This window comes from Microvirga sp. BSC39, assembly GCF_000739015.1.
Taxonomy (GTDB): domain Bacteria; phylum Pseudomonadota; class Alphaproteobacteria; order Rhizobiales; family Beijerinckiaceae; genus Microvirga.
This window is the reverse complement of sequence record NZ_JPUG01000079.1, coordinates 36,271-53,117: the sequence shown is the minus strand read 5'-3', so window position 1 is coordinate 53,117 and position 16,847 is coordinate 36,271. Positions and strand designations below refer to the sequence as shown.

The following is a 16,847-nucleotide window of genomic DNA, read 5'->3' as shown; positions in this document are numbered from 1 at the left end:
TCCTTTGATCTATTGCTGCCCTCTCAACATGACTTTACGGCATGAGGTGACGTAGCCTCCAGAAATGCTTAGAAAGCAGCAGACGCAGCTCCAGAGCATTGTTCATGATCAACAGGGTCGACGTTCCTCCGTTTCCTAAAGCCGTTGCGCCGCAAGGCGAGCGGCAGCCGAGCGCACAGGAAAAGGGCCGAGACATCAGCGGGACGGACTCACGCGGGAACAGCGCCATGCTGCGTCTGGCGCTTGAGATCGGCCGCTTGGGATCATGGGAGCGGGATCTCGTGACGAACGAGATGACGGCCAATCCGATCTGCAGGGCACATCTCGGGCTGCCGGTCGATGAGCCTTTGACCTTCGAGAAGCTGAAGAAGCTGCAGCATCCGGGCGATGTCGAGCGCATCAACCAGGCCGTCACCTATGCGCTGGCGACCCGATCCGATTTCAATGTGGAGCATCGGATCGTCCGTCCCGATGGTTATATCGGCCGCCTCCTCGTCAGGGGCACGCCGATTTTCGAAGATGGCAGACCGGTCCGTCTGGTCGGCGTGACGCAGGACGTGACGGAACGCGAGCGCGCCAAGGAAGAGCTCAAGGATGCCAGACACCGCCAGGATTTTCTCCTGAAGCTGAATGAGCAGCTTCGGAGCGTGAAAGATCCTTTCGCCGCCATGGAAGCGACGGCTCAGAGCATCGGCCAACTCCTGAAGGTGGATTGCGTCGGCCACGGCGAGGTGGACGATGGCCGTGGCGTGGTGCTCGTCGAGCGGGAATGGTCGAGAGGTGCGATCAGCAACGAAGGTCGTGCCTACCGCCTGCAGGAATTCCTCCACGGCATGATCGACGACTCGAAGGTGGGGCAGACCCTGACCATCGATGATGTTTCCGCCGATCCGCGAACGGGAAGCCCTGCTGTCCAAAACTTCTACAGCACCATCAACGCCAGGGCTGTTCTCACGGTCCCGCTGCTCAAGGAGGGCCACATCACGGCCATCCTCTATGTGATCTCGTCCACGCCGCGCTCCTGGTCGGAGGACGACGTGGCCCTGGTCGAGGACGTGGCTGAGCGCACCTGGACGGCTGTCGAGAAACTGCGTGCCGAACGCGGCCTGCATGATACCGAGTTCCGTTTCCGGACCTTTACCGAGGCGCTCCCCGGATTTGCATGGATCGCCACCCCGGAACTCGAACTGGTCTATTACGTGAATGAGCAAACCTGGTTCGAATTCTCGGGCCTTTCGCGCGAGCAGACCCTGGGCCACGGGTGGCTGTCGATCGTCCATCCCGAGGACCTCGCCGCCATCATGCAGGATGCCAAGAACGCGACCGGCGACGTGATGGAAGCCGAGATGCGCTATCGCTCGGTCGACGGAACCTATCACTGGCACATCGTCCGGGTGGGCTCGCTTTACGATTCCAGTGGCGAGTTCAAGGGCAAGATCGGGACGAGCATCAACATCCATAACCTGAAGGAAACCGAGGCGGCCCTGCGCAAGAGCGAGGAGCGGCTCGCCCTGGCACAACGCGCAGCCCGGATCGGCGTCTTCGATTGGGATGTGGGCAGCGGCACCATTACCTGGATGTCGGAGCAGGAAGAGCTGTTCGGGATCGAGCCCGGCAGTTTCGAGGGAACTTACGAAGGCTGGACCTCCCGCATTCACCCGGCCGACGTGAACGCGTTTGAAAAGAGCTTCCGGGAGGCGATTGCACGGGGCGATCGGGAGATGGGCTTCACGTATCGTATCCCGCTCCCGGATGGCTCCTTCCGCCACATCGAAGGCAGCCTGATGATCTTCTATGGGCAGGACAACGGCCCGGCTCGGATCATCGGCGTCAATATCGATGTCACCAAGCACAAGCAGGCTGAGCATCGCCAGCAGTTGCTGATCCGTGAGCTGCATCACCGGGTCAAGAACACGCTCGCCACCGTCCAAGCCATCGTCGGCTCCACCGCCCGCACGGCCTCCAGCATCGACGAGTTCTACCAGGGCTTCGTCGGCCGCATCGTGTCGCTCGCCCGCACCCACAACCTGCTCACCGAGGATCTGTGGCAGAAGGCAGCCCTCGAGGACCTGATCCAGACGGAGCTCGGCCCCTACGAGGACGAGGCGCGCAACCGCATCATCGTCGAAGGACCCCATGTGGAGCTGCCCTCGGAAGCAGCTGTGCCCATCGGCATGGCCATCCATGAGCTCACCACCAACGCGGCCAAGCATGGAGCCCTGTCGACCTTTGGTGGCCAGGTGGAGGTGCGCTGGCGGGTGGAGCCGGGCGAGGAGCGGCCGATCCTGCACTTTGCCTGGACCGAGCATGGCGGGCCGCGGGTGAGCACGCCCACCCGCCAGGGCTTCGGATCCAGACTGCTGCAAAGGGTTCTGGCAACGCAGCTTCAGGCGAATGTCGCGATGAACTTCCCCGAAGAAGGGCTTCGCTTCACCATGACCCTGCCGATTCCTGGTGCCCCGCCGATCTTCAACCCGGATCAATGACGCCATGCTGATGAACGCAAGCCGCTCCCACCTTGTCGTGGTCGATGTTCAGGCCCGCCTGATGCCCGCAATCCACGAGGGCGAAGGCCTTGTCCGCAATCTGGCGATCCTGCTCGAAGCAGCCAAGCGGCTCGGGGTTCCCGTAACGGTGACGGAGCAGTACCCCAAGGGGCTGGGAGCCACCCTTCCGGCGGTGGCGGAGGCGCTCCCCACGGAGGCCGTCACCCTGTCGAAGACCACGTTCTCGGCCGCCCGGGAGCCTTCCATCATGGAGCGGATCGCAACCATGCGGGGCAGCGGCCGGGATCATCTCGTGATCTGTGGAGCAGAGGCGCATATCTGCGTTCTGCAGACCGCCCTGGAGTTCAGGACATCAGGCTTCGAGGTCTTCGTGGTGGCCGATGCGGTATCGAGCCGCTCGCCTCACAGCGTCAGCGCCGCCTGCGCGCGCCTGCTGCATGCGGGCTGCCACTGGGTGACGACGGAGATGGTTGCCTTCGAATGGATGGAGCGGGCCGCGACGGACGAGTTCCGCGCTCTGGCCCCGCTCTTCAAAGACTAGCCGACGAATTGCCTTCACCGCCGGCCGCGATGAACTCCTTCAGTTCATCGAGAGACTGGAAGCGGAAGGTGCCGCTCGGGGTCTGAGCCTCGATGGAGCCGTCCGAGAACATGACGTACTTGTTGTCGCCGGAATTGTAGGTGCCGATGATCGTGGCCGGTCCCTCTTCGCCGGACGTCGCCTCGTCCTCGGTAAAGGCTTCCTGATCGGTTTCCGCAGCGGCAGGCTCGCTGTCACGTTGCAGTTCTACCTCGGAGTCAACGTCTGCAACGGGCTCCAGAGGCTCATCGCCCCGGTCGCGATCCCTGGCCTCGGGCTCACGTTCATTACCCTGCTCAAAGACCTCGACGTCGAGACCCGGCTCGGCAACGAGAGGCCCCTCCTCATCGTTGCGCTGCCGGTCCGCCAGGAGGAAGTCAGGCACCTTGAGTTCCGAGTCCTGCTCATCCTCGGCAGGCAGAACAACCGGTGTGGTCCTCGGCGGAAATGGAATGACAGGAGCCGCATCCCTGTGCTCGGGCCACTCGGCGGCTGCCACCGTGGAATTGTCCTGAGGCTTGTCCTGGAGTTCATCCTGCTCGCGTCTCTCCTGCTCCTCAAAGAGAGGCAGGGTCGGCTGGCTCTCGTCGTTACGGTCCTCGGTGGCACTCTCCTCAAAGGCGCCGGCCGCCTCTGCGGCCGCGAGACCGCTACCGAGCCCTGCGCCGGCAAGTGCTCCGGGAACGCGATGACCCGGGCTGAATTCATTGATGCCTGACCCAGCCTGCAGCCCTGAGAGGCGCTTCTCGATCTTCGCCAGCTTGGAGACCGCCGCGGCAATGCCGAGCAGAAGCGCACCGCTTGCGGCCGTGATGCTGCCTGCGATCACCATGGTCCAGCCGCGTTCGACCAGAACGATATCCCATCCGAAGAAGGCAGCCAGCAATCCGCCGAGGATCATCGCAAGAGCGAGGGCCAGAAGAGCGATGATCATGCTGTCTCCATCATACGCAAACCAAAGATTACCGCGGAAAAGCTATGCTTCTATAGGCAAAAGACAACCGGCTGTGAAGCTTGAGCAGAAAAAAGTCCGGAGCTTGGCCGTTGCTCTTCGGCCCCTCGCGCTTTAACTAATGCTCAAGCGCATCCGGCGATGCGCGGTCGCAAGAGACCGGCATCGGATCGACCCCAAAGTCGCCACTACTTTCGGGTCCGATGCCCCGGGTCGCTCAATCCAAAGGAGACGCCGATGTCGTTCACCCTGCCCGAACTGCCTTACGCCTATGACGCCCTGCAGCCCTACATGTCGCGGGAAACCCTGGAGTTTCACCATGACAAGCACCACGCGGCTTACGTCAATACCGGCAACAACCTGCTGAAAGGCACGGAATTCGAGGGCAAGAGCGTCGAGGAGGTCGTGAAAGGCTCCTACGGCAAGAACCAGGCCCTCTTCAACAATGCGGGACAGCATTACAATCACATCCACTTCTGGATGTGGATGAAGCCCAATGGCGGCGGCGCCCTTCCCGGCAAGCTCGAGAAGAAAATCGTCGAGGATCTCGGCTCCGTCGACAAGATGAAGGAAGACTTCATCCAGGCCGGCGTCAGCCAGTTCGGCTCGGGCTGGGCTTGGCTCGCCCTCAAGGACGGCAAGATCACCGTCATGAAGACCCCGAACGGCGAGAACCCGCTGGTCCATGGCGCCCAGCCGATCCTCGGCTGCGACGTGTGGGAGCATTCCTATTACATCGACTACCGCAACCGTCGCCCCGACTACGTGAAGGCCTTCCTCGACAATCTCGTGAACTGGGAGCATGTCGAGGAGATGTTCGAGCAGGCCTCGAAGTAAGCGATATACCGCACCGTCAGACGGGCCTCTTCGGAGGCCCGTTTTCATTTCAGCCCGTGCCGCTTGCCCGCCAGAACTCCGCATTGGGCGTGAACCCGTCTGCGTCGGCGCTGAACTCGGGCCAGATGCGGTTGAGGAAGTACATGTCGATGGCGCCGATGTGTTTGACGCCGACCGACCCTCGCGCCTCCGCGTCGAACAGGCGGGAGACATGGTGGAACGTGCTGGCCGAGATATTGACCCGCCCGGGCTCGCAGGCCTCCTCAAGGCGTTGCGCGACATTCACCGCGTTGCCCCAGATGTCATAGGTGAAGCGGCGATGGCCGACGATGCCGGCGATCACCGGGCCTGAATTGATGCCGATCCTCAGCTCCCAGGGCGCGAGGCGAAACTTCTCCCGCTGCCGGTTGGCGCTCTGGATGTAGGCTTGCATCTGCAGGGCCGCCAGGCAGGTGTCGATGGCGTGGGTACGGCTGGGCACGGGCAATCCGCCTGCGCAGAGATAGGCATCGCCGATGGTCTTGATGGTCTCCACCCGGTTGTTAGCCGCGATCTCGTCGAACCGCCCGAAATTCTGATCGAGCTGATCGATCAGCCGGGCGGGATCGAAGGATTCGGTGAGCAGCGTGAACTTCTTGAAATCCGCGAACAGGATGGTGGTCGCCTCGTGGAAGCGTGGCTCGACCTTTCCGTGGCGCTGCAACTCGTGGGCTACCGGCTCCGGCAGAATGTTGCGCAGCAATCGCTCCGATTGGTCCCGCGCCTCCTCGGCCGAGGCCTTCGCCTGGGCCAGTTCGGTCAACAGGACGTTGCGCTCCAGAAGCTGCCGCCTCAATTCGAGCAGGGACATGGCCTGCTGCGCGAGGCGGCGCACGGCCTCACGCTGAGACGGGCGCAGCTCCCGCGGCTCGAAGGCCACGACACACAGGGTCCCCAGGCCAAACCCTTCGCGCGAGATCAGCGGCATCCCGCAATAGAAGCGCAGATGCGGCTCACCTGTAACCACGCCGACATGCTTGAACCGCTCATGGACCGTAAGGTCGGGCACGTAGACGAGATCGTTCGCGCAAACCGTGGAATTGCAGACGGTGATCTCGCGAGGGCATTCGGTGAAATCTGTTGGCAGTCCATACTTGGACTTGAACCATTGCCGCCGCTCATCGATCAGGCTGACGATCGCCACGGGACAGCGGCAGATCTCCGCCGCGAGCTCGGTGACGGCATCGAAGGCGAATTCGGGTGGCGTGTCGAGCACCTGATAGAGGGCAAGCGCCGCCAGCCGCTCGGTCTCATTGACGGAGGGGGCCTCCTGCATCAGCCTGCTCCCTTGGCCCCTGAGCCCTTGGATAAGCCTGCACGCTTACACAGTCCGATCTTAGGTAATTCCCGTCAATTTCAGGGGGAAATGCGGCCTTATTCCGGCTCAGAGGGTCGGAGCAAGCTTCAGTTGCTTGGCTGTCAGCAAATCACCGAAGGCCTCGGACCTCAGGTATTCCAGCTCCGCGACACGGCTCTCCAAAGCAGGATCGAGCGCCCGCAGCTCGTCGTCCACATAGCCCGGATGACACATGACGACCGGGTGAGGCCCGAGCGTCGAGAAGGCCTCCTCAAACACGCAGGGAGCCGGCACCGAGAGGTCGAGCGGGGCAAAGCCTGAAAAGCCTTCGTTCGTCCGGAAACCGGCTGCTTGCGCAGCCCGGGCAAAGCCGCGGCTCAGGGATTTCACGATGAGAGCTTTGCGTCGCCCAATGGGACGGCGCAGGATCGAGGCTATCCTGTCGGAAGGGTCTCGCAGCCAGACACGCCCGGCATAGCCCCTCCCCTTCAGAACCTGGATCAGAGCCGGCCTGATCACCGGCAGAACATGGACATGCTGATGGCCGTCCACGAAGGCCGGCGGCTCACCGTGGGCCTCGATGAAGGCAACGAGCTGACGCTCGATCTCCTGCGCAATCTCGTCTGCCGGAATCCGGCGCTTCAGAGCCTTCGGCAGCAGGTCTTTCAGGCTGGGAAAAACGCCCGACGGGGCGAGCTGCGGCATGGAGCCGAGAGGCGATCCCGTGGTGAGGTTGAGGTGAAGGCCCACCGCGATGCGGCCCCTCAGGGGCTTCAAATCCCCCGCGGCCCGTGGCCAGCCGGGCATGTTGGTCATGGCTCCCGTGGCCGAGAGCCGGCCCATCTCCGCAAGTTCCACGATGCCCCGGCTCACCCCGTCGGCGAGACCGAAATCGTCGGCGCAGAGAATGACGTTACGAAAGGAACCCATGTATGCCCTAAATCCAGCTTTGCCGCACCCTAGAGCATGATCAGGAAAGGTGGGAACCGGTTTTCCGGAGGGATCATGCGGCAATAAGAGGCCGAGCTATCCGCTTTGGTCCGCTGCGAAATTGTACGAAGGCCCTTGAGCAAAGCTGCAAACTCGGCTCTTGATGCGGCCCGACAATCAAGGGTTCTTCCAGTGGCGTCGCCCAAGCTTAGCGTCATCATCCCGGTTCATAACGAGAGCGCGAACATCGCGCCCCTCTGCGAGCGCCTACTGCCGGTCCTCGGACGCATCACCCAGGAGTGGGAGGTGATCTTCGTGGACGACGGCAGCCGGGACGACACCCTGGACATCGTCAAGGACGTCAGCCGCACCGAGCCCCGCATCGGAGCCGTCTCCTTCAGCCGCAACTTCGGCAAGGAGATCGCCATCGCGGCCGGGCTCGATCACGCCCGGGGCGATGCGGTGGTCATCATGGACGCCGATCTCCAGCACCCGCCTGAAATGATCGAGGCCTTCGTGGAGCGTTGGCGGGAGGGCTATCTCATGGTCTACGGCCAGCGCACCGACCGCTCGGACGAGACCCGGGCCAAGCGCGGCTTCGCTCAGGCCTTCTACAAGCTCTTCGCCCGCTTCGGCGAGATCCCCCTGCCCGAGGGCGCGGGCGACTTCCGGCTCATCGACCGCAAGGGGGTCGACGTTCTCAGAACCCTCGGCGAGAAGGCACGCTTCTCGAAGGGTCTCTATGCCTGGATCGGCTTCAAGGCCACGGGCGTGCCCTTCGTGGTGGAGGAGCGCCGTTTCGGCACCACGAAGTGGAGCTTCCGCAAGCTCTTCCGCTTCGCCTTCGACGGCATCGCGGCCTTCTCCACCGTGCCGCTGCGGATCTGGACCTATATCGGCTTCCTGGTCTCGTTCCTGGCGATCGCAACCGCCCTGTTCTTCATGGTCCGCACGCTCCTGTTCGGCACCGACCTCCCCGGCTTCCCGAGCCTGATCGTGTCGATCATGTTCTTCTCGGGCATCCAGCTCATGTCGCTGGGCATCGTCGGCGAATATGTCGGCCGCATCTTCGCCGAGGTGAAGCGGCGGCCGCTCTATGTGGTGGCCGAGCGGGTCGGCGATGCGGCGGAGGTCTCGAGCGATCTCGTTCCCGACAGTTATCGTATGCGTCGGGCCTGATCGATGTTCAGAAAGATTCTCTCCGTCGGCGGCTGGACGCTCGTCTCCCGTCTCACCGGCTTCATCCGTGACGTGGTGCTGGCCGCCGTCATGGGCGTGGGCCCCATCGCCGACGCCTTCGTGGTCGCCTCCCGGATCCCGAACCATTTCCGAGCCATCTTCAGCGAGGGTGCCTTCAACAGCGCCTTCCTGCCCACCTATGCAGGTGTGCTCGAACGGGAAGGCGCCGCCCCGGCCCGCTCGTTTGCCAGCCGCATCAGCACTCTGATGCTGATCGTGCAGATCGCGCTGCTGGCGGTTGCCCTCCTGGGCATGCCCGTAGTGGTGACCCTGCTTGCCCCGGGCTTCTCGGACGATCCGCAGAAATTCGACCTGGCGGTGACGCTCACCCGCATCACCTTCCCGTACCTCCTCTTCGTCACCCTGGTGACGATCCTCTCGGGCATCCTCAACGCCCATGAGCGCTTCGCGGCCGCTGCCGCCGCACCCGTGCTGCTCAACGTCTCCATTGTGGCGGCGCTCGCCGTCGCTTTCCTGTTCCCGAATGCCGGCTATGCGGCCGCCTGGGGCGTGACGGTAGCGGGCGTGCTCGAATTGCTGCTGGTGTGGTTCGCCGCCAAGCGCCTGGGCGTGGCGCCAGCAATTGCAGTGCCGCGCTTCGATCCGGCCATGAAGCACTTCTTCAAGGTGCTGGGTCCTGCCGTCATCGGTTCGGCGGGCGTGCAGCTCGCCATGTTCGCCGACACGATCATCGCCTCCTTCCTGCCCACCGGCGCCGTGGCCTCGCTCTATTATGCCGACCGCATCTACCAGCTGCCGCTCGGCGTGATCGGGATTGCGGCCGGCACCGTGCTGCTGCCGGAGATGAGCCGCCGCATCGCCGCCGGTGACGTCACAGGGGCTCACGGCGCGCAGAACCGGGCCGTGGGGCTCACCCTGGCGCTTGCGGCGCCCTTCGTGGTGGCCTTCGTCACCATGCCCGACCTGATCATGTCGGCCCTGTTCCAGCGCGGCGCCTTCGATGCCGCCGCCGCCGAACGTTCGGGCGCGGTGCTCGCGGCCTATGCCCTTGGCCTGCCCCCGGCGGTGCTCATCCGCTCGGCGGTGGCGAGCTTCTATTCCCGCTCGGATACGGTGACGCCGCTCATCGCTTCTCTGACGGCAGTGGCGGTCAACGTGGTCCTGAAGATCGTGCTGACGGGACCTTACGGCGTGGTCGGGTTAGCCCTTGCCACCGCCATCGGCATCTGGGTCAATCTCGGGCTCCTCGTCCTTCTCGCCCTGCGCCGGGACTGGATGGCGCCGGGCGGCACCCTGGGCCGCACCGCAGCCGCCGTCGCTGTGGCAAGCCTGCTCCTTGGAGCCTTTGCCTGGTTCGCCCCGATTCCGCTGTCCGAGTGGACTACCCGGCTCCCCGCCTGGAACAGCGAGATCCTGCTCGCGGTCCTCGGGATGGCCGGCGCCCTGCTCTATGGCGGCGTGCTGCTGGCAGGCCTCAAGGTGCTCGGGGTCAGGCTGTCCAGACGCTGACGTCCGCCAGAGTGAACAGCTCCCGCTCCGCTGCAATGCCCCGCAGGCGATGGCTCCCGAGAGGGCGAACCGGCACCGGGCTCACGGAGGCGACGCGGTCGGACAGGATCACCGAGCAGTCGAGGGCGCTGCACAGGGCCTCCATGCGGCTTGCTTCATTCACGGCAGGTCCGATCACCGTGAAGTCGAGGCGCCCGGCGGCGCCAATATTGCCGTAGAACACGTCCCCGCAATGGAGCGCGATGTCGAGGGCGAGCGGCGTCTCGTGCTGGCGGTTGACGGCCTCGTTGCGCTCGAGCGCCACCTGCGCAGCCCGGATCGCCGCCGCGCAGGCGCTCTCGTGCGACCGCTCCTCGGTGATCGGGAAAGCGGCCAAGAGGCCGTCGCCGAGAAACTTGAGGACCTCGCCGCCCTGCTCGGCCACCGGGTCGGCCATGGCCTCCAAGTGCCGGTCGAGCCGGGCGATGAGATCGAGACCCGCCGTGTCCGCAAGCGTCGTGAAGCCTCGGAGATCGGCAAAAAGCAAAGCCGCCTCGATGGTCGTGCCGGAGCCGCGCCGGATTGCCCCGCTCAGCACGCGCCGGCCGGCCGAGAACCCCACATAGGTGTCGAGCATGGTCACGGTGAGGTCGAACAAGGTCATGCGGTAAGCCGCAAGCCCCAGGAGCGGAAGGAGTGCATCGATGCGGGCAACCTCCTCCGGCCGGAGGCCTCCGGGGCGGCTGGTGGAGAACGAGGCTCCGAATCCCCGCAGGTCCGGAGCGCTGGCGTTCCCGAAGCTGAAGAGACGCGCCAGGTAATCGGTCCCTCCGAGACGTCTGATATCCTCGAACACGCCGAACCTTTCCGCATCAGGGCCGTGCATAAGCCAGTGGCATTTCTCCTGGTCGGTGTTCATCATGTAGGCGAAGGGGCTGACCTCGAAGGCACCGTCATTGCGCTCGTGGGAGACTCCTTCCACGATGGTGCCGGCAGATCGGGTCCAGAGATGCGTGTAGACCCGGATCGTCGGATTGACGGTCGGCAGGGCGATATAGGCCCGGACGAGAGGGATCCCCTCGTCGACCAGCCGCTCGGCAACCCCTGAGAGCAGCGAGACCATGTCGGATCCGCGCAGGCCCTGTTCGATGATCCAGCTTTCGAGATTCGTCATGGCGGGCAGTCTAGCATTCCGCGCGGGAATGTCTCGATGCTGTCAGCGGCTGGCGTGGCGCGTCGTGCCTCCGGTTCCGGCGATCTCCGTCAGGAGCTTGCGGCGTGCGGCCAGGGCGAAGGGCCGCGTCTCGTCGGCAATCTCCACGAAGGAGCCGGGACCTCCGATGACGTTCTGCGCGTAGTAATCCTCCAGCGACATGCCGCCGGGACCGCCCGGTCGGCCGCTGCCGGGGCGGCGGATGGCGAGGGCGTTGATGGTGAAGCCCTTGGCCAGCGCCTCCGCCCTCACCTGTTCCAGGGACCGGCCGTTCATGTTGGGGCCGTCGCCCGACACATCAATCACCTTGCGGGTGCCCTCATGGGCGTTGCCCTCGACGAGGCGCATGGAGAAGTCGATGGCGTTGGAGATGGAGTTGTAGCCCGTCGCGCCCCGCGGGGCGCCGAGGAGCTTGTCGGCGAACACCCTTGCGCTCGCCTCGTCACGGATCACGTGCCAGTCGACGATGAGCACCTGGGAGCTTGGCCCGCCCCATTCCATGAAAGCGACCGCGATGGCTCCGATGGGACCGCCCTTGATGCCGGTGAGCACATCGGGGCTGGTCAGCGCGTCGGCCCAGCCCTGCCGCTGGAGGCGCAGCTCGTCGTTGTCGATGGAGCCTGAGCCGTCGGCTGCAAAGACCAGTTCCAGATCGACGGATTCCGCAGCAGCAGGCGCGGTCAGGAGACTCAAGGCAACAAGGCTTTTCAGGACGAGGCGCATCGAGGGCTCCAGCTTCGGGCACAATGCTGGAGCCATGTAGGGCGTGGAGCGGCGGAAACCGCCGCTCCACGCGATCACAAATGTGTTGAGCGGAGAAAAGCTCAGCGAGCCTTCAGGAGATCCGCGACGTCGAGCAGAACGAACTCGTTGTCGTCCTGCTTGGTCGGCTCGCGGCTCGACGAGAAGGGCAGATTGTTGTCGTTGCCGACGACGATGTGACGGTCATCGACCACATCCACGTTCTCGATGGTGAAGAATGGGAAGGTCAGAACGGTATCGTTGAGAGGCTTCCTGGCCTTCTTGTTCGGGTCGGCGATCTGCATGAGGTCCACATACCCGACCTTGCGGACAACGCTGTTCACGTTGGATTCCGACAATTCGATCTTGACGATCCGCTTGAACTTTGCCGGGTCCTGGAAGCAGTCGGGGCGCTTCTCGCCCTGCGGGCAGGCACGGTCCGCAGTTCCCTCGCCGTTATCGCGCTCGATGACGAGGCCCGTCGTGGCATCGATCATGTTGAAGTCGCCGATGGCGAGACCGTTCTGGTCGAGAGCATATTTCCAGTGGCGGCCGGTCCACTTCTCCGCGGCAACGTCGAATTCGAGGATGCGAAGGTATTCCCGACCGTCGATGGTTTCCCACTGCTTCTTCTCGGCATCCCAGATCGGACCTTCCAGGAGGGCATAGAGGAACTTGCCGTCCTTTGAAGCGGCCATGCCCTCGTAGCCCTTTGAGCGGCGGACAGTGAAATTGACGGAACCGGTCGGAACGGCCGGCGTCGTGACCGCGTAGTGGTCCGGTGAGCGGGCGGGCTTGCCGTCCACGAGCGTCTCGTAAACGGCTTCGATCTTGCCGGAGCGATCCGCCTTGATGAGGTAAGGGCCGAACTCGTCGGCGATCCAGAGTTTGTCGCCGACAGGCTGAAAGCTTTCGAGATCGAAGTCCGAGCCGGTGAGATAGCGCTTCTCTGTGCCCTCGTTGGCAATGCGGAACGGCACCTTCTTGTCAGGATCGTGCAGGAACACCGTCTCCAGGCGCTCGACCGAGCCCTTGCTCCAGTCGATGCGGTGGCGGTTGAGATAGAGCATGGAATCCGGCGAGTTGGCCTTGGATCCGAAGCCGTTGTCGGTGATCACCCAGAACGTCCCGTCACCCATGGACTTGATGCCGGAATGTCCCTGCAGAGGCTGCCCGTGGAATGGCAGCTTCACCCCGGTCGGCCGATCGCCCGAGGTGCCCTCGATCGTTCCCAGAGCCTCGACGCGCTTGCCAGTCGTGAACTTGCCGGACACTTTCAGATCGGCAGGAGCGTCCACCGGCGCGTCAACGAAGCTCAGGGCCGGTAGAACCGCATGGCCGGCAAGGACAGCCGGGAATTGCTGCTGCGCCAGGGCGCTTGTGCCGAGCAGCACGGTCAGCGGCAGGGCCGCGAAAAAACGGACGGACATCTGAGAACCTCGTTCGCTTGTTGAAGCGAGGCTGCTCTTGCAGGAGCCCGATGTCCGGCCGTTAACAAATCGACGACGGATTGATGACGTTGGGGAACAATTCCCCAAGCGCACTACGCCGCCTTGAGCACACCCTTGTCGTGAGCGAAGGCCCAGTAGAGCTCGCGGGCGCGGCGGTAGAACGGACCGGGCTGGAGATCGCGGGAATCGATGCGCAGCACCGGCATCACCTTGGAATAATTGCCCGAGATGAAGATCTCGTCGGCGCTGGCGAAGTCCTCGTAGCGCAGGGTGCTCTCGACCACCTGCACGCCATCGTCGCGCAGGAGTTGGATCACGCGCTGGCGGGTGATGCCATTGAGGAACGTGCCGTTCGGATACGGCGTATGGACCACGCCGTCCTTGGCCATGAACACGTTGGAGGTCGCAGTTTCGGCGATGTTGCCCAGCGCATCGCACACCAGCGCGTTGTCGAAGCCCTTCTCCTTCGCCTCGCGGATGACGCGGGCGTTGTTGGGATAGAGAGCACCGGCCTTCGAGTCGGTGGGCATGGATTCGATTGTCGGGCGGCGGAAGCTCGACTTCATGACGGAGAGGCCGCCCGGCACCGGCATCGGCGCCTCGAACAGGGAGAGGCAGAACTGAGTCGATTCCGGATCCGGCGCAATGGTGGACAGGCCCTCGGCCTCGCCCCAGTACATGGGCTTCACATAGAGCGCGGTGCCGGGCGCGAACTTCTTCACGCCTTCACGCACGAGATCCATGATGGCCCGAGGCTCCATGGTCGGCTTGAGCCCGATGGTCAGCGCGGAGCGGTTCACGCGCTCGCAGTGAAGGTCGAGATCGGGCGCCACGCCCTCGAACACGCGGGCTCCGTCAAAGACGGACGACCCGAGCCAGGACACGTGAGAGCGCGGCCCGATCAGGGGCGGATTGCCCTCCTGCCAGGTGCCATTGAACCAATTCCAGGTTTGCGAATACCAAGCCACGTGTCCCATCCTTAATCGGTCAGAAGTTCTGCCCTATCGAAACGCCTGCGCCTGCAACCGTCAATCGCCGGGTTCATGGCTGGGGCATAAAGTCTTGTGATGGGTTTCATGAGGAGGGCTGATCATTGGCCGGCTTGCCATTGCCCGCGCCCGGTGGAAATCTGCCCTTCATGACCAGCACCAGCCTCATTCCGCCCCGTGCGAAGGCCGTGATCTTCGACGCCTATGGAACATTGTTCGACGTGCATTCCGCCGTCGGCCGCCACATGGCCCAGGTGGGGCCCGACGCGGCGCGTTTCTCTGAAGTGTGGCGTACGAAGCAACTCGAATATTCCTGGGTCCTGTCGCTGGCGGGCCGCTATGAGCCGTTCTGGACATTGACGGAACAGGCCCTGGACTATGCCTTCGCGCGTTTTCCTTCCGTCGACCGCTCGATCCGGCCTCTCCTGCTCGAGGCCTACCGCGCGCTTGACGCCTATCCGGAGGTTCAGCAGGCACTGGAAGCCTTGCGCACACGCGGCCTTCGCACCGGCATCCTGTCGAACGGCGATCCCGGCATGCTCAAAGCGGCAGTGGACTCGGCGAACCTTGCCGGCGATCTCGACGTGGTGTTGTCCGTCGATGCCGCGCAAGTCTTCAAGACGAGCCCGCGCAGCTACGATCTCGTGCTGCAGGCACTGTCCATCGCTGCGCATGAAGTCGTGTTCGTGTCGTCCAACCGCTGGGACATCGCAGGGGCTGCCGCATTCGGGTTCACGCCCATCTGGGTGAACCGGCTCGGCTTGCCGGACGAATACGCAGAGCTTGCGCCGAGCGCGGTGGTCGCATCGCTCGACGGGTTGATATGACTGCAATCACTGTCATTCCGGGGCCGCGCAGCGGAGCCCGGAATCCATAAACGCTGACGATGCAGAAAGAGGCGTAACGCTGCTCACTCTTTCCTTGTGATGTCGTGGTTATGGATTCCGGGCTCGGCTCCCGTGAGCCGCCCCGGAATGACAAGAATATAGGATTCTACTTCGCCAGAGCCGCCAGGATGCGTGCCCAGGAGCGGGTGCCCTTGTGGAAGCTCTTGAGGTCGTACTTCTCGTTCGGCGAGTGGATGCGGTCGTCGTCGAGGCCGAAGCCGACGAAGAGGGTGTCGAGGCCGAGCGTGCGCTTGAAGTCGCCGCCGACCGGGATCGAGCCGCCCATGCCGATGACGATCGGGTCCTTCTGCCACTCGTCATGCAGGGCGGATTTCGCCGCCGTGATGGCTGGGAAGTCGTGCGGCAGCGCCAAGGCCCGCGAGCCCTTGTGATGGATGAACTCCACCGAGCAGTCGGCAGGAATGCGCTCACGCACGAAGGCCTCGAAGTTCTGGGAGATCGCAACCGGATCCTGGTCGCCCACGAGACGGAACGAGACTTTGCAGCGCGCTTCGGATGCAATCACCGTCTTGGTGCCTTCGCCCGTATAGCCGCCGATGATGCCGTTCACATCGCAGGTGGGGCGCGACTGGATCTGCTCGATCAACATGCGTCCCTTCTCGCCGGCGGATTGCTTGAGGCCAACCTGCCCAAGGAATTCCTCCTCCGTGAGGTTCAGCCCCCTCCACTGCTCCAGCACCTGCGTAGGCGTTTCGTGGACGCCGTCGTAGAAGCCGGGGATCGTAATGCGGCCGTTGTCATCGTGAAACGCCGCGATGATCTTCGACAGCACATGGATCGGGTTGCGTGCCGCGCCGCCGAAGGTGCCGGAATGAAGGTCGCGATCGGCGCAGCGGACGATGATCTCCTCGTAGACCATGCCACGCAGGGACGAGGTGATGCCGGGCGTATTCTGATCCCACATGCCCGTGTCGCACACGAGCGCCACATCGGCCTTCAGCTCGTCCTTGTTGGCCTCGATGAACTCAGGGAGAAACTTGGATCCGTCCTCCTCGGCGCCTTCGACCAGGAAGGTGATGTTGATCGGCAGCGAGCCCGTCTCGGCCTTCCACGCACGGCAGGCCTCGACGAAGGTCATCACCTGACCTTTGTCGTCCGAGGAACCGCGGGCGCTGATGGCCTTGCGGCCGTCGGAAAGCGTGATCATGCGCGGCTCGAAAGGCGGCGTCTCCCACAGCTCCAGCGGGTCCACCGGCTGCACATCGTAGTGGCCGTAGAACAGCACATGCAGCTTCGCATCGCCCTTGGCGTGACCGACCACGGCCGGGTGCCCGCCCGTCTCGCGCAAGGAAGCCTCGATGCCGATACTCTTCAGCTCATCCACAAGCCACTGGCCTGCCGTGCGGCAATGATCCTTATAGGCGGGGTCCGTGGAGATGGACGGAACCTTGAGCCACTGGAACAGGCGCTCCAGGGAGGAATCGAGGTCGGAATCGATACGCTGCAGAACTTGGTCGAGCTTGGACATGGTGGCCCTGTGTTGGAATTTGTCGCGGCCGACAAGGTGCATCCAACAGGAGGATGCCGCAAGAGGTGTTCATGAAAACCGTCATCCCGGACGAAGCGCAGCGCAACTCCGGGATCGGACGCAGGATGTAGCCTAGAATCCCTCTCCCTGAGGGAGAGGGTTGGGGTGAGGGGTTAGTGTTTTGTCCGGATGAACCTGTAACCCCTCACCCGCGCCTGAAGGCGCGACCTCTCCCATAAGGAGAGGT

Annotated in this window: 14 protein-coding genes; 6 read left to right on the top strand and 8 right to left on the bottom strand. The window is 63.7% G+C overall.

All coding sequences use genetic code 11. From position 1 onward, the window contains the following. Positions 1–104: 104 nt before the first annotated feature. Positions 105–2,486 (top strand): PAS domain-containing protein, encoded by a 2,382-nt coding sequence (locus MA07_RS28235; RefSeq protein WP_052003571.1) that lies wholly within the window; start codon positions 105–107, stop codon positions 2,484–2,486. A gap of 4 nt (positions 2,487–2,490) precedes the next feature. Next, on the top strand, positions 2,491–3,048 hold the full coding sequence (locus MA07_RS26445) for a hydrolase (protein WP_036359476.1): 558 nt from the start codon (positions 2,491–2,493) through the stop codon (positions 3,046–3,048). Here MA07_RS26445 and MA07_RS26440 read toward each other — a convergent pair. After that, a complete protein-coding gene (locus tag MA07_RS26440; protein ID WP_036359474.1) occupies positions 3,038–4,021 on the bottom strand; it encodes a hypothetical protein in 984 nt (327 codons plus the stop codon). The genes MA07_RS26445 and MA07_RS26440 overlap by 11 nt on opposite strands. Before the next feature lie 255 nt (positions 4,022–4,276). On the opposite strand from MA07_RS26440, the gene MA07_RS26435 reads away from it, so the two are divergent. Continuing rightward, positions 4,277–4,876, top strand: coding sequence for a superoxide dismutase (locus MA07_RS26435; RefSeq protein ID WP_036359472.1), 600 nt, complete (start codon positions 4,277–4,279; stop codon positions 4,874–4,876). 49 nt (positions 4,877–4,925) lie between these two features. On the opposite strand, the gene MA07_RS28230 is transcribed toward MA07_RS26435, so the two are convergent. Next, complete coding sequence (locus tag MA07_RS28230) at positions 4,926–6,191, bottom strand: adenylate/guanylate cyclase domain-containing protein (RefSeq protein WP_052003570.1); 1,266 nt, start codon at positions 6,189–6,191, stop codon at positions 4,926–4,928. Between the two features lie 108 nt (positions 6,192–6,299). After that, positions 6,300–7,142 (bottom strand): ChbG/HpnK family deacetylase, encoded by an 843-nt coding sequence (locus MA07_RS26425; RefSeq protein WP_036359461.1) that lies wholly within the window; start codon positions 7,140–7,142, stop codon positions 6,300–6,302. Between the two features lie 192 nt (positions 7,143–7,334). Between MA07_RS26425 and MA07_RS26420 the strand changes: the two genes are divergently transcribed. Both MA07_RS26420 and murJ read left to right on the top strand, forming a co-directional pair. After that, positions 7,335–8,321, top strand: coding sequence for a glycosyltransferase family 2 protein (locus tag MA07_RS26420; RefSeq protein ID WP_036359459.1), 987 nt, complete (start codon positions 7,335–7,337; stop codon positions 8,319–8,321). A gap of 3 nt (positions 8,322–8,324) precedes the next feature. Further along, the gene (gene murJ, locus MA07_RS26415; RefSeq protein WP_036359456.1) at positions 8,325–9,851 is read left to right on the top strand and encodes a murein biosynthesis integral membrane protein MurJ; all 1,527 of its coding nucleotides are present in this window, start codon (positions 8,325–8,327) and stop codon (positions 9,849–9,851) included. Here the strand turns inward: murJ and MA07_RS26410 are convergent. The 4 genes from MA07_RS26410 to MA07_RS26395 all read right to left on the bottom strand — a co-directional run bounded on the left by MA07_RS26410 (position 9,832) and on the right by MA07_RS26395 (position 14,212). Beyond that, positions 9,832–11,004: an adenylate/guanylate cyclase domain-containing protein gene (locus MA07_RS26410; RefSeq protein WP_052003569.1), complete on the bottom strand. Its 1,173-nt coding sequence runs from the start codon at positions 11,002–11,004 to the stop codon at positions 9,832–9,834. The two genes, murJ and MA07_RS26410, sit on opposite strands and share 20 nt — an antisense overlap. A gap of 42 nt (positions 11,005–11,046) precedes the next feature. Next, a complete protein-coding gene (locus MA07_RS26405; protein WP_036359455.1) occupies positions 11,047–11,766 on the bottom strand; it encodes a DUF1194 domain-containing protein in 720 nt (239 codons plus the stop codon). A gap of 101 nt (positions 11,767–11,867) precedes the next feature. Continuing rightward, positions 11,868–13,214 carry an esterase-like activity of phytase family protein gene (locus MA07_RS26400; RefSeq protein WP_036359454.1) on the bottom strand — a complete coding sequence of 449 codons (1,347 nt, stop codon included), beginning with the start codon at positions 13,212–13,214 and terminating at the stop codon, positions 11,868–11,870. Between the two features lie 113 nt (positions 13,215–13,327). After that, positions 13,328–14,212, bottom strand: coding sequence for a branched-chain amino acid aminotransferase (locus tag MA07_RS26395; RefSeq protein ID WP_036359452.1), 885 nt, complete (start codon positions 14,210–14,212; stop codon positions 13,328–13,330). Positions 14,213–14,373: 161 nt separating this feature from the next. Between MA07_RS26395 and MA07_RS26390 the strand changes: the two genes are divergently transcribed. Continuing rightward, positions 14,374–15,051 carry a haloacid dehalogenase type II gene (locus MA07_RS26390; RefSeq protein WP_036359451.1) on the top strand — a complete coding sequence of 226 codons (678 nt, stop codon included), beginning with the start codon at positions 14,374–14,376 and terminating at the stop codon, positions 15,049–15,051. Positions 15,052–15,217: 166 nt separating this feature from the next. Here MA07_RS26390 and MA07_RS26385 read toward each other — a convergent pair whose 3' ends face one another. Next, entirely contained in the window at positions 15,218–16,600 is a 1,383-nt protein-coding gene (locus MA07_RS26385; RefSeq protein ID WP_036359626.1) for a M20/M25/M40 family metallo-hydrolase, read from the bottom strand. Positions 16,601–16,847 lie beyond the last annotated feature (247 nt).

What these genes read in the sequence shown, in the direction of transcription:
- MA07_RS26425 (WP_036359461.1), bottom strand. Translation starts at nt 7,142, where the DNA reads ATGGGTTCCTTTCGTAACGTCATTCTCTGCGCCGACGATTTCGGTCTC.
- MA07_RS26440 (WP_036359474.1), bottom strand. Translation starts at nt 4,021, where the DNA reads ATGATCATCGCTCTTCTGGCCCTCGCTCTTGCGATGATCCTCGGCGGA.
- MA07_RS28235 (WP_052003571.1), top strand. Translation starts at nt 105, where the DNA reads ATGATCAACAGGGTCGACGTTCCTCCGTTTCCTAAAGCCGTTGCGCCG.
- MA07_RS26410 (WP_052003569.1), bottom strand. Translation starts at nt 11,004, where the DNA reads ATGACGAATCTCGAAAGCTGGATCATCGAACAGGGCCTGCGCGGATCC.
- murJ (WP_036359456.1), top strand. Translation starts at nt 8,325, where the DNA reads ATGTTCAGAAAGATTCTCTCCGTCGGCGGCTGGACGCTCGTCTCCCGT.
- MA07_RS26435 (WP_036359472.1), top strand. Translation starts at nt 4,277, where the DNA reads ATGTCGTTCACCCTGCCCGAACTGCCTTACGCCTATGACGCCCTGCAG.
- MA07_RS26395 (WP_036359452.1), bottom strand. Translation starts at nt 14,212, where the DNA reads ATGGGACACGTGGCTTGGTATTCGCAAACCTGGAATTGGTTCAATGGC.
- MA07_RS26390 (WP_036359451.1), top strand. Translation starts at nt 14,374, where the DNA reads ATGACCAGCACCAGCCTCATTCCGCCCCGTGCGAAGGCCGTGATCTTC.
- MA07_RS26445 (WP_036359476.1), top strand. Translation starts at nt 2,491, where the DNA reads ATGCTGATGAACGCAAGCCGCTCCCACCTTGTCGTGGTCGATGTTCAG.
- MA07_RS26400 (WP_036359454.1), bottom strand. Translation starts at nt 13,214, where the DNA reads ATGTCCGTCCGTTTTTTCGCGGCCCTGCCGCTGACCGTGCTGCTCGGC.
- MA07_RS28230 (WP_052003570.1), bottom strand. Translation starts at nt 6,191, where the DNA reads ATGCAGGAGGCCCCCTCCGTCAATGAGACCGAGCGGCTGGCGGCGCTT.
- MA07_RS26385 (WP_036359626.1), bottom strand. Translation starts at nt 16,600, where the DNA reads ATGTCCAAGCTCGACCAAGTTCTGCAGCGTATCGATTCCGACCTCGAT.
- MA07_RS26405 (WP_036359455.1), bottom strand. Translation starts at nt 11,766, where the DNA reads ATGCGCCTCGTCCTGAAAAGCCTTGTTGCCTTGAGTCTCCTGACCGCG.